15 protein-coding genes are annotated in these 13,395 nt (G+C 63.6%); 7 read left to right on the top strand and 8 right to left on the bottom strand.

Features of this window, described 5'->3' with window-relative positions:
* Window positions 1-192 precede the first annotated feature (192 nt).
* Genes WMO64_RS03885 through mraZ form a run of 3 tightly spaced genes read right to left on the bottom strand, consistent with a single transcriptional unit; the run spans window position 193 to window position 2,190 of the window.
* Window positions 193-765 (bottom strand): hypothetical protein, encoded by a 573-nt coding sequence (locus WMO64_RS03885; protein ID WP_349231075.1) that lies wholly within the window; start codon window positions 763-765, stop codon window positions 193-195.
* Window positions 766-824: 59 nt separating this feature from the next.
* Window positions 825-1,766: a 16S rRNA (cytosine(1402)-N(4))-methyltransferase RsmH gene (gene rsmH, locus WMO64_RS03880; RefSeq protein ID WP_294517280.1), complete on the bottom strand. Its 942-nt coding sequence runs from the start codon at window positions 1,764-1,766 to the stop codon at window positions 825-827.
* Window position 1,767: 1 nt separating this feature from the next.
* Window positions 1,768-2,190, bottom strand: a complete 423-nt coding sequence (gene mraZ / locus WMO64_RS03875; RefSeq protein WP_006574889.1) for a division/cell wall cluster transcriptional repressor MraZ — start codon at window positions 2,188-2,190, stop codon at window positions 1,768-1,770.
* A 453-nt stretch (window positions 2,191-2,643) separates the two neighbouring features.
* Here mraZ and WMO64_RS03870 point away from each other — a divergent pair, with 453 nt between their 5' ends.
* The 6 genes from WMO64_RS03870 (at window position 2,644) to WMO64_RS03845 (ending at window position 8,794) form a co-directional block, all read left to right on the top strand.
* Window positions 2,644-3,012 carry a VOC family protein gene (locus WMO64_RS03870; RefSeq protein ID WP_349231074.1) on the top strand — a complete coding sequence of 123 codons (369 nt, stop codon included), beginning with the start codon at window positions 2,644-2,646 and terminating at the stop codon, window positions 3,010-3,012.
* A 3-nt stretch (window positions 3,013-3,015) separates the two neighbouring features.
* Window positions 3,016-4,080: an acyltransferase gene (locus WMO64_RS03865; protein ID WP_349231073.1), complete on the top strand. Its 1,065-nt coding sequence runs from the start codon at window positions 3,016-3,018 to the stop codon at window positions 4,078-4,080.
* Between the two features lie 31 nt (window positions 4,081-4,111).
* Entirely contained in the window at window positions 4,112-5,530 is a 1,419-nt protein-coding gene (locus WMO64_RS03860) for an MBOAT family O-acyltransferase (RefSeq protein WP_349231072.1), read from the top strand.
* A gap of 12 nt (window positions 5,531-5,542) precedes the next feature.
* Window positions 5,543-6,778 (top strand): alginate O-acetyltransferase AlgX-related protein, encoded by a 1,236-nt coding sequence (locus tag WMO64_RS03855; protein WP_349231071.1) that lies wholly within the window; start codon window positions 5,543-5,545, stop codon window positions 6,776-6,778.
* 4 nt (window positions 6,779-6,782) lie between these two features.
* Window positions 6,783-8,018 carry an MFS transporter gene (locus WMO64_RS03850; RefSeq protein ID WP_349231070.1) on the top strand — a complete coding sequence of 412 codons (1,236 nt, stop codon included), beginning with the start codon at window positions 6,783-6,785 and terminating at the stop codon, window positions 8,016-8,018.
* Window positions 8,019-8,170: 152 nt separating this feature from the next.
* The gene (locus tag WMO64_RS03845; protein WP_349231069.1) at window positions 8,171-8,794 is read left to right on the top strand and encodes an FUSC family protein; all 624 of its coding nucleotides are present in this window, start codon (window positions 8,171-8,173) and stop codon (window positions 8,792-8,794) included.
* A gap of 46 nt (window positions 8,795-8,840) precedes the next feature.
* Here WMO64_RS03845 and WMO64_RS03840 read toward each other — a convergent pair whose 3' ends face one another.
* Genes WMO64_RS03840 through thyA form a run of 4 tightly spaced genes read right to left on the bottom strand, consistent with a single transcriptional unit; the run spans window position 8,841 to window position 11,193 of the window.
* Complete coding sequence (locus WMO64_RS03840; protein WP_349231068.1) at window positions 8,841-9,410, bottom strand: NUDIX hydrolase; 570 nt, start codon at window positions 9,408-9,410, stop codon at window positions 8,841-8,843.
* Between the two features lie 4 nt (window positions 9,411-9,414).
* A complete protein-coding gene (locus WMO64_RS03835) occupies window positions 9,415-9,894 on the bottom strand; it encodes a dihydrofolate reductase (protein WP_349231067.1) in 480 nt (159 codons plus the stop codon).
* Window positions 9,895-10,350, bottom strand: a complete 456-nt coding sequence (locus tag WMO64_RS03830; RefSeq protein WP_349231066.1) for a 2-thiouracil desulfurase family protein — start codon at window positions 10,348-10,350, stop codon at window positions 9,895-9,897.
* A 12-nt stretch (window positions 10,351-10,362) separates the two neighbouring features.
* Window positions 10,363-11,193 (bottom strand): thymidylate synthase, encoded by an 831-nt coding sequence (thyA, locus tag WMO64_RS03825; RefSeq protein ID WP_349231065.1) that lies wholly within the window; start codon window positions 11,191-11,193, stop codon window positions 10,363-10,365.
* 155 nt (window positions 11,194-11,348) lie between these two features.
* Between thyA and WMO64_RS03820 the strand changes: the two genes are divergently transcribed.
* Window positions 11,349-11,852: a hypothetical protein gene (locus WMO64_RS03820; protein ID WP_294517308.1), complete on the top strand. Its 504-nt coding sequence runs from the start codon at window positions 11,349-11,351 to the stop codon at window positions 11,850-11,852.
* Window positions 11,853-11,914: 62 nt separating this feature from the next.
* On the opposite strand, the gene WMO64_RS03815 is transcribed toward WMO64_RS03820, so the two are convergent.
* Window positions 11,915-13,171 carry a diaminopimelate decarboxylase gene (locus WMO64_RS03815; RefSeq protein ID WP_349231064.1) on the bottom strand — a complete coding sequence of 419 codons (1,257 nt, stop codon included), beginning with the start codon at window positions 13,169-13,171 and terminating at the stop codon, window positions 11,915-11,917.
* Window positions 13,172-13,395: the final 224 nt, after the last annotated feature.

Below are 13,395 nucleotides of genomic sequence, written 5' to 3'. Positions count from 1 at the left end.
GAGGCCGGGCGTCCGGGGACGGCTGAGCGGCCGCCCCTGTGCTCCCTGCTCAACGGTTTTCACTTCCGTCGCTCTTTCCCCACTGAAATATGGAGGGCGTAAGAAAATTTTATTTTCTTACGCCCTCTCTGTGTGGGCTGCGGGTGCAACCCTTTTTCTCTTTTCGGGTCTTACAAAACTATATGGGGTGGCTCACTTGAAATATTCCACCACATTGCCCAGGATGTTCTGGATGCCCTGGAGGGCGCCGTTCAGGCCCTGGACCGGGGTCTCCTCGTCGTTGAACAGCACCACGCTGTCCGGCTCGGACAGGTCCAGGTAGAGGATCTGCCCCGCCTGAGGCTTGACCATGGTGCCGTCGGACGTCACCGCGGTCTCGATGCTGGCCAGGTCAAAGGCCAGCTCGTACTGGGTGCGCAGGTAGCTCTCCTGCTCCTCCAGCTCGGACAGGTCGCTCTTCAGGCTGGCGATATCGTCGGACAGGGTGGTGAGCTGGATGGAGCTGAACAGCACCAGCACGGCAAACACGCCGATGGCCAGGAAGCCCACCACCGCGAAGGGGGAGACGGCCCCCGCCTCCCGCACCCGGGCTTTGGGCCGGACTGCCGCCCGCTCTCTGGGCCGGACCAGGGGGCGGGTCCCGGTCTGCTCTCCGCCCCGGAGGGGCCGGGCAGCCGTATCGGTGTAGCTCAGGTCGTAGGCCACGCTGTCATAGGTGGCGCGGGGCGTGTTATATCGTCTTCTTCGGGCTGCGGCAGTTGCCATGGGGCGTCCACTCCATTCTTTTGCAGATGCATTGGGGAAGGTGTTCCCTTTTCTCTCATTTACAGTTTCTCCGCAATCCGCAGCTTGGCGCTGCGGGCGCGGGCGTTCTCATTCAGTTCTTCCTCGCCGGACACGATGGGCTTTTTATTCACCAGCCGGATGACCGGCTTCTTCCCGCACACACACACCGGGAAGTCCGGGGGACAGGTGCAGCCCTTGGCAAAGGCGGCGAAGGCGTTTTTCACGATCCGATCCTCCAGCGAGTGGAAGGAGATGATGGCCAGCCGTCCGCCGGGCGCCAGCGCGGGCACAGCCGCCTGGATCAGCCTGTCCACCGCGGAGAGCTCGTCGTTGACCGCGATGCGGATGGCCTGGAAGGACCGCTTGGCCGGGTGCTGCTTCTCCCGCAGGGCGTGGGCAGGCATGGCCGAGCGGATGATGTCCACCAGCTGAAGGGTGGTCTCAATGGGGGCCTTCTCCCGGGCGCGGACAATGGCCGCGGCAATGGCGGGGGCATACCGCTCCTCGCCAAACTGGAACAGGATCCGCCGGAGCTCCTCCTGGGGCCACTCGTTGACCACCGTTCTGGCAGTAAGCGCCTCGGACTGGTCCATCCGCATGTCCAACGGGGCGTCAGCCATATAGGAGAAGCCCCTGCTGGCGTCGTCCAGCTGGGGGGAGGACACGCCCAGGTCGGCCAGCACGCCGCTCAGGTTGTCCAGCTTCAGCCGGTCCAGAATGTCCGCCAGGTCGCCAAAGTTGCCGTGGACCAGAGTCACCCGGTCCATCAGGCCCTCCAGCCGCCCGGGTGCCGCGTCCAGGGCGGCCTGGTCCCGGTCGATGCAGATGAGCCGGCCGGTGGTGAGCCGCCGGGCGATCTCCCGGGAGTGGCCCGCCCGGCCCAGGGTGGCGTCCACATAGACGCCCGCCGGGTCGATATTCAATCCGTCGATGCACTCCTGGAGCAGCACCGGCTTGTGGGAAAATTCCATCTCACTCATATTACAGCCCCAGCCCCTTGAGGATGGCGTTCATCTTCTCGGGGGTGATCTCCTCCTGTTTCTCCTGCCAGCGCTCGGCGCTCCAGATCTCCGCCCGGTTGTGGACGCCGGTGATGACCGCGTCCTTCTCCAGTCCAGCGAACTTCCGCAGCATGGCCGGGATGACGATCCGGCCCTGGCTGTCCGGCTCGCACTTGGCGGCGTTGGCGAACAGGGGGCGCATGGCCACCGACTCCGTCATGGGCAGGGCGGCGAATTTGGCGGTAAAGGTGTCCCAGGTCTCCTGGGGATAGACGGCCAGGCAGCCGTCAATACCCATGGTGACGTAGAGGGTGTCCCCCAGCTCACGGCGGAGCTGGGCGGGAATGAACAGGCGGCCTTTGGCATCGAGGCTGTGCTCGTACGTGCCGGTGGCGCTCATCATTCCCCTTCACCTCTCCTCCACTTTCCCCCCTCTGGGCAATGGCAGGCTCCATTTTCCCCCACCAGTGTTTTTAGTATAATTGTTATGTAACCAAAATGCAACCCTTTTTTAACTCTTTTTTCCCTCCCAACCCCGGTATTTTCGTGTGAAAACAAGTGATTTCCGCACAAGAAACGTATGTTCGATTACTTTTGTAAACAGGAACCAGCGACCAATTTTCCTGTTTTATGTCTCCTTTCCGCCAAAGGAGAGAAAGCTCGTTACTTTTTCCACATTTACGCCCGTTTTTTTATTTTCGCGTTACCGTCTGATTCGACATTTTCTGACCGGCGGTAAATTTTCCGCCCCCTGTTTTTCCGCCCCCGCCCTGTTCAACTTCCAGATCATGTGATATAATGCTTTCCGTTGTTTTCGGCACCCATCCTGCCGCATCTTTTCAATGAGGTGAACCATATGCTGCGCTTTGCACACTTTAATTTCAACGTTCTGGACCTGGACAAGTCCCTGGCCTTCTACCGGGACGCCCTGGAGCTCTCCCCGGTGCGCACCAAGGAGGCGGCGGACGGCTCCTTCAAGCTGGTGTACCTGGGAGACGGGGAGACCGGCTTTGAGCTGGAGCTGACCTGGCTGAAGGACCGCACTGAGCCCTACGACCTGGGGGAGTGCGAGTTCCACCTGGCCTTTGTCACCGACCGCTACGACGAGCTCTACCGCCGCCACAAGGATATGGGCTGCGTCTGCTTCGAGAACCCGGCCATGGGCATCTACTTCATCGAGGACCCGGACGGCTACTGGATCGAGATCGTCCCCGCCAAGGGGTGACCCATGGCCAGGACCTCTGACGGCCGCCTGGCCTACGCCGACCTGCTGCGGGTGCTCTCCATCGCGGCGGTGGCGGTCATCCATGTGGTGAGCCTGTGGATCTACGACGTGCCCGTGGGCAGCGGCGCGTGGGATATATATAATGTATACGACAGTCTGGTGCGCTGGTGCGTGCCCGTGTTCGTCATGCTCTCCGGCATGTTCCTGCTGGACCCCAAGAAGAGCCTGACCCTGCCCAGGCTGTTCTTCCACCATATCCTGCGCATTTTCGTGGCCCTGGTGGTGTGGGGCGCGGTGTACGCCATCGTGGACTTCGGCCGGGTGGGCGGCGCCTTCACCTGGGAGAGCGTCCGCTCCGCTCTGTACACCGCCCTGCTGGGCACCACCCACTACCACCTGTGGTTCCTCTATGTGATCCTGGGCCTCTACCTGGTGACCCCCATCCTCCGGGCCTTTGTCCAGGGGGCCTCCCGGAAGGACTTCCACTACTTCTTCCTGCTGTGCTTCGTGGTGGCCTACCTGCTGCCCACCCTGCTCCAGCTCCGGCCCAGCCAGACCGTCTCCACCTACCTCTCCCGGCTCAATCTGCACATGGTCATGGGCTATGTGGGGTACTACGTGGCGGGGTACTACCTGAAGACCTTCCCCCTGGGCCGGGTGGCGGAGATCATCATCTACCTGCTGGGCATCGGCGGAGCGGCGGCCACCATCTGGGGTACCCGGGTGCTCTCCCTCCGGAGCGGCGCCCTGTCCGGCGCCCTCTACGACTACATGACCCCCAATGTGGCGGCCATGGCGGTGGCGGTGTTCGTGCTGTTCCGGTACCTGCTGGGGGTGAGCGACGAGGGCTCCCGGCGGCAGAGCCTGTCCGGTCTGGTCAAAATCACCTTCGGCGTCTACCTGGTCCACGACCTGTTCCTCATCGTCTACCGCCACTTCGGCATTACCCGGCTGCCCCTGCCGCCGGTGCTGGCGGTGCCCGCCGTCACCGCCCTGGTATTGATCCCCTCGGCGGCGGCGGCCTGGCTCATCAGCAAGATCCCTTTTGCGGGCCGCTATCTCACCTGACGGCCCCAATCTTCACGAAGGAGTTCGACCCATGCTTTTTTCCAGCTCTGTGTTCCTGTTTCTGTTCCTGCCGGTGGTGCTTCTGGTGTACTACCTCCCCCTGCGCAAGTGGCGGCAGGGACAGAACATCTTCCTGACCCTGGCCTCCCTGTTCTTCTATGCCTGGGGTGAGCCCTGGTTCGTCGTGGTGATGATGGGCTCCATTATGGCCAACTACCTGTTCGGCCTGTGGGTTGCCGCCTGGAAGAACCACGGCCGCAGCCTGCGGCTCCCGGTCACCATCGCAGTGATCTGCAACCTGTCCATCCTGTTCATCTTCAAATACCTGACCTTTGTCCTCACCAACCTGAACCTGCTGGGCTTCCAGCTGACGGTACCCGTCATCAACCTGCCCATCGGCATCTCCTTCTTCACCTTCCAGGCCATGAGCTATGTGCTGGACGTGGCCCGGGGCCGGGGACAGGCCCAGAAGAGCCTGCTCAACGTGGGGCTGTACATCTCCTTCTTCCCCCAGCTCATCGCCGGTCCCATCGTGAAGTACGAGACGGTGGCCGAGGAGATCCTCCACCGCCGGGAGAACTGGGACGACTTCACCGCCGGTGTCCAGCGCTTCCTTGTGGGCCTGGGGAAGAAGGTCATCCTGTCCAACCAGCTGGCCGTTGTGGCCGACGCCGCCTTCAACCACGGCCAGCCCCAGTCGGTGGCCTTCGCCTGGCTGGGCGCCGTATGCTACATCCTCCAGCTCTACTACGACTTCGGCGGCTACTCCGACATGGCCATCGGCCTGGGCCGCATGTTCGGCTTCCACTTCCTGGAGAACTTCGACTACCCCTACATCTCCACCTCGGTCACCGAGTTCTGGCGCCGGTGGCACATCTCCCTCACCTCCTGGTTCCGGGACTACGTCTACTTCCCCCTGGGCGGCAGCCGGGTGGACAAGAAGTGGAAGGTGGTACGCAACATCTTTGTGGTGTGGCTCCTCACCGGCATCTGGCACGGCGCCAACTGGACCTATGTGGTCTGGGGCCTGATGAATTACGCGCTGCTCATGCTGGAGAAGTACGGCGGCATGGGCAAGGGCTGGCCCAAGGCCATCGGCTGGTTCTACACCCAGGCGGCCTTTGTGCTCACCTGCGTGGTGTTCCGGTCCGACTCCCTGTCCGCCGCCGGTTCCTACTTCCTCTCCCTGTTCCATATCGGCTCCATGCCGGTGTGGAGCAGTCAGGCGGCCCTCTACCTGCGGGAGTACTGGGTCATCCTGCTGGGCGCCGTGCTCTGCGCCGCCCCCACCGCCACCTGGATTCGGAAAAAGCTGACCGTCACAGCAAACGGCAAGCTGCTGCCGGTGTGGGACTGCCTGTCCACCCTGGCCCTGCTGGCGGTCTTTGTGGTGGCCGTGTGCTTCACCATCAAGGGCACCTACAACCCCTTCATCTACTTTAATTTCTAAGGAGGACGCACCATGAGCAAACTGAAACGCAATCTCACCGCCGTCCTCTTCCTGCTGGGCATCGCCGCCGGACTGGTGGTGGCCGTGACCGCCTTCTTCAGCGGCAGCGGCAACCTGCGGGCCGAGTTCGGCAAGCTGCGGCGGGACTTCTCCTACCTGCCCACCTTCCTCTCCGGCGCGGAGAACGCCCTGAACCAGGACCTGGACGAGGACCACTACTTCATCCAGCTCTACGGCGGCATCCAGCGGCTCATGGGCCGCCGGGTGGTGGAGGACGTGGAGGCGGACTACACCGTCATCAAGCTGAAGGACGGGGACCTGGCCTTTGAGAACCTGTACGGCGGCCCCACCGACACCCAGCCCTACGCCCAGGCCCTGGCCGAGTTCCGGGACCAGCTGGCCGAGAAGGACATCCCCCTGCTCTACGTCCAGGCCCCCCAGAAGGTGAGCCAGAGCGGCGACGAGCTGCCCGAGGGCGTCACAGACTACGGCCACGACAACACCGACCGGCTTCTGGCCTCTCTGGATGAGCTGGACGTGGACACCCTGGACCTGCGGCCCGTGCTGGAGGAGGCGGCCCAGGAGCCCGACGCCCCCCGCTTCTACTTCCGCACCGACCACCACTGGACCCCGGAGGGCGGCTTTGTGGGCTACCAGGCGGTGACGGAGCGGCTGTCGGAGATCCTGGGCTATGAGGTGGACCCGGCCCACACCGACCCGGACAGCTACACCAAGATCACCTATGAGGACTCCTTCCTGGGCAGCCAGGGCAAGCGGGTGGGCACGCTGTACACCGGCGTGGACAGCATCAACCTGTGGAAGCCCAACTTTGAGACCGACTTCACCTACTCGGTGCCCCTCAACGCCATTGAGCGCACCGGTCCCTTTGAGGAGTCCCTGCTGTTCCCGGAGCGGGTGGAGGAGATCGACTACTTCAACGGCAACCCCTACACCCTCTACGCCGGCGGCGACTACAACCTGGCCCGCATGACCAACCACCTGAACCCGGACGGTCCCCGGGTGCTGCTGGTGCGGGACTCCTACTCCTGCATCCTGGCCCCCTTCCTGGCCCTGGACTGCTCGGAGCTCATCACCATCGACCTGCGCTACTTCAAGGAAAACCTGATGGACTACATGGACTGGCTGGACCCGGACATGGTGGTAGTCATGTACTGTACCAGCTCCACCCGCCTGCCCGAGCTGTTCCAGTTCTTCGGCGCCGACGCAAAGCCGGAATTCCGCTATTGACGAGGTGAACGGATTGAACGCCACACAGCCCTCCCTCCGCAGGCTGGACCTGCACTATATCGTCATGCAGATCGGCTACTGGGCCATGTTTGCCGCCATCTGCGCCTATCTGGCCGCCCTGCTGGGGGACCGGGGCTTCTCCAACAGCCAGATCGGCCTGCTCATTGCCATCCGCTGCCTGGCGGGCATCATCTGCCAGCCCCTGCTGGGCGGCTTTGCCGACCGGCACCCGGAGATCCCCCTGAAGGTCATCGTCTCCCTGTCCCTGGCCCTGTCTCTGGCCGCCTCCCTGGTGTTCCTCCTGTGCCCCATGGGCATGGCAGGCACCGCCCTGGTCCTCATCATCCTGGGCGGCTTTGAGATCTCCGCCTACCCCCTGATGGACGCCATGGCCATCCAGTTCATCAACGCGGGCATGCCCATCCGGTACAGCCTGGGCCGGGGCATCGGCTCCATGGCCTACGCGGTGGTGTGCGTGCTCCTGGGCCTCCAGACCCAGTCCATGGGCGTGGAGAGCACCCTCATCACCCACACGGTGCTGGTGGCGGCGGTCATCGCCCTGACCATCTCCTACCCCACCTTCCGCGCCGCGCCTGCGGCAGCGGACGCGCCGCCGGCGGAGCAGCCCCACTCGGTGTGGTACCTGCTGAAGAGCAATCCCCCCTTCACCCTCATGCTGGTGGCCATCCTGCTGGGCCTCACCGCCTGCCTGCCCATGTCCAACTTCCTGGTCAACGTGGTGGAGAGCCGGGGCGGCAACAGCGCCGACCTGGGCGTGGCGCTGTTTATCATGGGCGGCTTTGAGCTGCCCACCGCCTTCTTCTTCCAGCGCATGCTCCACCGCCTGGGCAGCGGGCGCCTCATCCTCATCAGCATGCTCTTCACCGCCCTGAAGGCGGTGGCCCTGCTGCTTTCCTTCAACCTGGCCACCGTGTTCCTGGCCCAGCCCCTCCAGATGCTGGGGTACGGCCTGTTCACCCCGGCGTCGGTGTACTTTGTCAACGAGTCGGTGCCCGAGGCCGACCGGGTACGGGGCCAGACGGTGATGATGGTAGCCTCCAACGGCATGGGCGGCATGCTGGGCAGCTATATCAGCGGCTTGGCCCTGGACGCGGGGGCCTCCCTGCCCATGGGCGGGGCCAACCTGATGCTGCTGTGCTGTCTGACGCTGGGCGTCGCCGCCACCGTGCTGGCCGCCGCCGCGCTGGCCCTGGGCCGGCGCAGTCAGAGAACGCGCTGAAAAGCAGGGCCAAATGGCCCTGCTTTTCTTTTTTCTCCATATTCTTATCCAAAAAGTTCTGTTTTGCTCTTCCCAACAGCTCCGTCCTCATGATATAATGTTTCCACATATGGTACAGGCAGCCAAATTTTCGGAGTTGGAGAGCGTTTGACATGAGCCAAAACCGTCCCTCGCCCCGTCCCCTGCCCAAAATCGGCATGCGCAACATCAAGACGGCCACCGCGGCCGCTCTGTGTGCCCTGGTGTACTTCTTTCTGGACCGCAGCCCCGCCTTTGCCTGCATCGGCGCCATCTTCGGCATGGGCAGCGATCTGGAGAACTCCCGGCTCCACGGCGGCAACCGCCTCTTCGGCACCCTCATCGGCGGACTGCTGGGCATGGCGCTGTTCCGGGTGTACCTGATCTTCTACCCGGACGGCGGCCACTCTCTGCTGCTGGTGCCTCTGGTGTTTGTGGGCGTGGTGATCCTCATTCTCCTGTGCCAGATTTTCTGGGTGGGCGGCGTGCAGCCCGGCGGCGTGGTGCTGTGCATCCTGCTGTTCAACACCCCGGTGGACTCCTACGTCAGCTACGCCCTCAACCGCATCCTGGACACCGCCATCGGCGTGGTGGCGGCCATGGCGGTCAACAGCCTGTTCCCCGGCGGCTTCACCTTCCAGCACCTGAAGGAGCACCACCTCCGCTCCCTGGAGAAGAAGCGCCAGCGGCTGAAGGATCGCCTGAGCCGCATGGTCTCCGACGATGACCAGGACGGCGGCCTGCCCACCTGCGAATAGCACAAGACCCGGTGTACGGAACCATGGTTCCGTACACCGGGTCTTCTTATGCCAGGCCCAGCAGGGCTCTGGCCCGGCGGAGCAGCTTCAGGTACACGTAGTCCATCTGCCACTCGTTGGTCAGCTCGGTAAGGCGGTCGGCGGGCAGCCAGGCCACGCCGGTGTTCTCCCCCTCCCGGACGGCGAGGGCGTCGTCCTCGTCGGCGGTCAGCAGGTAGGACACGTTCAGGTGCTGGTGGGCCGCCACGTATTTTCCCCGCTTCACGTGGCCCCACACGGGCAGGATGTCCAGGGAGGCAATGGCGGGCGAGAGGGGGCGCACATGGGTGACGCCGGTCTCCTCCCTGGCCTCCCGCAGGGCCACGGCGAGCAGGTCCCCGTCCCCGTCGGCGTGGCCGCCGGTCCAGGCCCATACCTTATAGATGTTGTGGTGGGCCATGAGCACCTTGGAGGCGTCGGCGTTGACCACAAAGCCGGAACTGGTGATGTGGGCGTACTCGTTGCGGCGGGTGAGCACAGTGTCGGGGTACTGGTCCACGTACTCCAGGATGATCCGTTTGTCGGTCTCCTCCTGCTCGTCCCGGGGGCGATAGGCCCGGATATCGTCGGCGTACACTGTTTTACCCCCTTCTCCGGTAGGTGGCGTAGTGGAAGGTCAGCCCGTCCGACTCCAGCGGCGGTTCCTCCTCCGCCAGCTCCCACTCCGGCAGGGCGTCCAGGTCGGGGAACCAGGCGTCGGCCTCAAAGGCGGCGTGGATTTTGGTGATATAGGCGGTGTCGCACCAGTCCAGGGCTTCCCGGTACACCTGGGCCCCGCCGATAACAAAGGTGTCCGCCGGACAGGCCCCTTTGGCCTCCTCCAGGCTGTGGAGCACCAGGGCGTTTTCCACCTTGCAGTCCCGATTGGTGGAGAGAATATAGTTCTGCCGCCCCGGGAGGGGCTTGCCGCCGGGGAAGGTCTCCAGGGTCTTCCGCCCCAGCAGCACCGGGTGCCCCAGGGTCAGGGTTTTGAACCGCTTCAGATCGGGGGAGATCCGGGCCAGCAGCTTATTTTGATATCCAATGGCCCAGTTCTGATCCACCGCTGCGATCAGGTACATTTAGCCTTCCTCCTTGATAAAGTCCAGAAATTCCGCCCAGTGCTCCTCGTCAAACACCGGGATGCCCGCGCCCTTGAGCCGGGCGGCGGCAACGCCGTCGCCGGGGACCTTCCGTCCGGTGAAGGTGCCGTCGTAGACGACGCCGCTGCCGCAGGAGGGGCTGCGGGCCTTCAGCAGGGCGCATTGGCAGCCCATCAGCCGGGCCAGCTCCTCCGCCTGGGCCGCGCCCCGGACATACTGCTCCGTCACGTCCCCGCCGTCCCGGGTGAGCACCCGCTCCCCCACCCGCTCGGCGGGGGGACGGGGCGTGGGCAGGCCCCCCAGCTGCTCGGGGCACACGGGCACAAAGTGCAAATCCCCCCGCTTCAGCAGCTCCGCCAGGGGAGGAAACGCCTTCCCGTCGCCGCTGTACCGGCAAATCAGGCCCAGCAGGCAGGCCGACACCAGAATCCGCATATGGGTCCCTCCTTACACCGCCACCGGGATCTTCACATCCAGGGGGTGGCACTGGTAGCCCTCCAGCTTCAGGCTGTCCCGGGTGAAGGCGTAGAAGTCGTCCACCGCCGGGTCCATCCACAGCGTGGGGGCCTCGTAGGGCTTGCGGGCGATGATCTCCTCCACGATGGGCACATGCCGGTCGTAGATGTGGGCGTCGGCGATGACGTGGACCAGCTCCCCCGCCTCCAGGCCGGACACCCTGGCCAGCATGTGGACCAGGGCGGCGTACTGCATCACGTTCCAGCCGTTGGCGGTGAGCATGTCCTGGCTGCGCTGGTTGAGGATGGCGTTGAGGGTCCTGCCCGTCACGTTGAAGGTCATGGACCAGGCGCAGGGATAGAGGGCCATCTCGTAGAGGTCGTGGTGGTTGTAGATGCTGGTGATGATCCGCCGGGAGGCGGGGTTGTGCTTCAGGTCGTAGAGCACCCGGTCCACCTGGTCGAACTCCCCCTCGGGGTAGACGTGCTTCACCCCCAGCTGGTAGCCGTAGGCCTTGCCGATGGAGCCGTTCTCATCGGCCCAGGCGTCCCAGATGTGGCTGTTCAGGTCGTGGATGTTGTTGGACTTCTTCTGCCAGATCCACAGCAGCTCGTCCAGGGAGCTCTTAAAGGCCATCTTCCGGATGGTCTGGACGGGAAACTCCTTCCGCAGGTCGTACCGGTTCACCACGCCGAAGAGCTTGATGGTGTGGGCGGGGGAGCCGTCGTCCCACCGGGGGCGCACCGCCTGGTCCGTGTCCCAGGTCCCGTGGGCGAGGATGTCTTTGCAGTTCTGGATAAATCGCTCGTCGGCGTAACTCATGTGGGTTCCTCCTGTCGTGTTCATACCGGTCTATTTTATTATATCGGGCAGTCCTCCGCAAGCCTTTTCGTCCTGTTCCCTCTTGGCGCTTCCCGGTCTTTATGATAGAATGGAAAAAACGTCCCCTCGGCTGACGACATAATGAGGTGAAGTGGATGCACGATATCCGGGCCCAAAAGGGCCGTTTTCTGCTCCGGGCCCTGCTGTGGCTGATTTTTGTGGCCCAATTTGCCCAGGCGCTCATCCCGCTCATCCGCGCTGGCGGCGGAGAGGAGCCGCTGCCGCTTCTCTCCGCTCTGGCCTCCCTGCTGCCCTCGGCCGTGGTGCTGTGGGCCCTCTACCGGGGCAACCGGGCCGCCCTGGTGGTGTTCTGCCTCATCGGCTTTGAGCAGCTGGCCGCCTTCAGCAACTGGATCCTGCCCCGGTACCAGGAGGCCATGGCCCCCACCGACTCCCTGGGCGCCGCCTCCCTGGCCCTCTCGGTCATCGACCTGGTCCTGCGGCTGATTGTGCTCTACCAGATGTTCTCCGGCTCCTACGTGCCCGTCTGGCTGGAGTGCCGCCGGGACATGCGGCGCAGAAAGGACCTGGTGCTGGAGCTGGTGCTCTTCGCCCTGAGCGTTCTGGCTGTTCTGGCCCTATTTTTCCTCCTCCTGTAACAGAAAACGCCTGGCCGCCCTCCCGGATGGGAGAGCAGCCAGGCGCTTTTTATCCTCTGGTCTTACCAGATCAGGGTGGCGAAGTAGTCGTCGGGGGTCTCGGCGCGGCGGATCAGCTCGGTGGAGCCGTCCTCCTTCAGCAGCACCTCGGCGGAGCGCAGGCGGCCGTTGTAGTTGTAGCCCATGGAGAAGCCGTGGGCGCCGGTGTCGTGGATGACCAGCAGGTCGCCCAGGTCGATCTCAGGCAGCATCCGGTCCACGGCGAACTTGTCGTTGTTCTCGCACAGGGAGCCGGTGACGTCGTACTTGTGGTCGCAGGGGGCGTTCTCCTTGCCCATGACGGTGATGTGGTGATAGGCGCCGTACATGGCGGGGCGCATCAGGTTGGCGGCGCAGGCGTCCACGCCCACGTACTCCTTGTAGGTGTGCTTGAAGTGGGTGGCCTTGGTCACCAGGTGGCCGTAGGGGGCCAGCATGAACCGGCCCAGCTCGGTGAAGATGGCCACATCCCCCATGCCAGCGGGGGTGAGGATGGCCTCGTACTGCTTGCGCACCCCCTCGCCGATGGCGGCGATGTCGTTGGCGGGCTGCTCGGGGCGGTAGGGCACGCCCACGCCGCCGGACAGGTTGATGAAGCGGATGTCGCAGCCGGTCTCCTTCTTCAGGTCCACGGCCAGCTGGAACAGGATGCCCGACAGGGTGGGGTAGTACTCGTTGCTCAGGGTGTTGGAGGCCAGGAAGGCGTGGATACCGAAGTGCTTGGCGCCCATGGCCTTCAGCTTCTTGAAGCCCTCAAAGAGCTGCTCCCGGGTGAAGCCGTACTTGGCCTCTCCGGGGTTGTCCATCACCTGGAAGCCCTCCTCGGACGCGCCGATGGAGAAGGTGCCGCCGGGATTGAAGCGGCAGGAGATGGTCTCGGGGATGTAGCCGATGGTGTCCTTGAGGAAGTCGATGTGGGTGAAGTCGTCCAGGTTGATGGTGGCGCCCAGCTTGGCGGCCAGGACGAACTCCTCGGCGGGGGTGTCGTTGGAGGAGAACATGATCTCGCTGCCGGAGAAGCCGCAGCGGTCGGCCATCATCAGCTCGGTGAGGGAGGAGCAGTCGGTGCCGCAGCCCTCCTCATGGAGGATCTTCAGGATGGTGGGGTTGGGCGTGGCCTTGACGGCGAAGTACTCCTTGAAGCCCGGATTCCAGGCGAAAGCGGCCTTCAGCTTCCGGGCGTTCTCCCGGATGCCCTTCTCATCGTAGAGATGGAACGGGGTGGGGTAGGTTTTGGTCATTTCCTGGAGCTGCTCCAGGGTAACGAAGGGCTTTTTCATGGAAGATTCACTCCCCGATATAATTTTACCTGGCGGACCCACAGGTCGAATACAGGCATATTGATAAAAACTCAGATTTTATATTACATAAATCGGGCCAAAATGTCAATCTGCTAAACTCACAAGCCTGTCCGGTCTTTTTTCCGTCCTTTTGCCGAAACGTCAGAAAACGACAGAAGTCCTCTTTCCCTCTTGCATCCGGCAGCCGGTTCTGCTATGATATC

Source organism: Pseudoflavonifractor intestinihominis, from assembly GCF_040096055.1.
GTDB lineage: Bacteria > Bacillota > Clostridia > Oscillospirales > Oscillospiraceae > Pseudoflavonifractor > Pseudoflavonifractor intestinihominis.
Note: the sequence above shows the minus strand (reverse complement) of the source record. Positions and strands in the feature narration are given on the sequence as shown.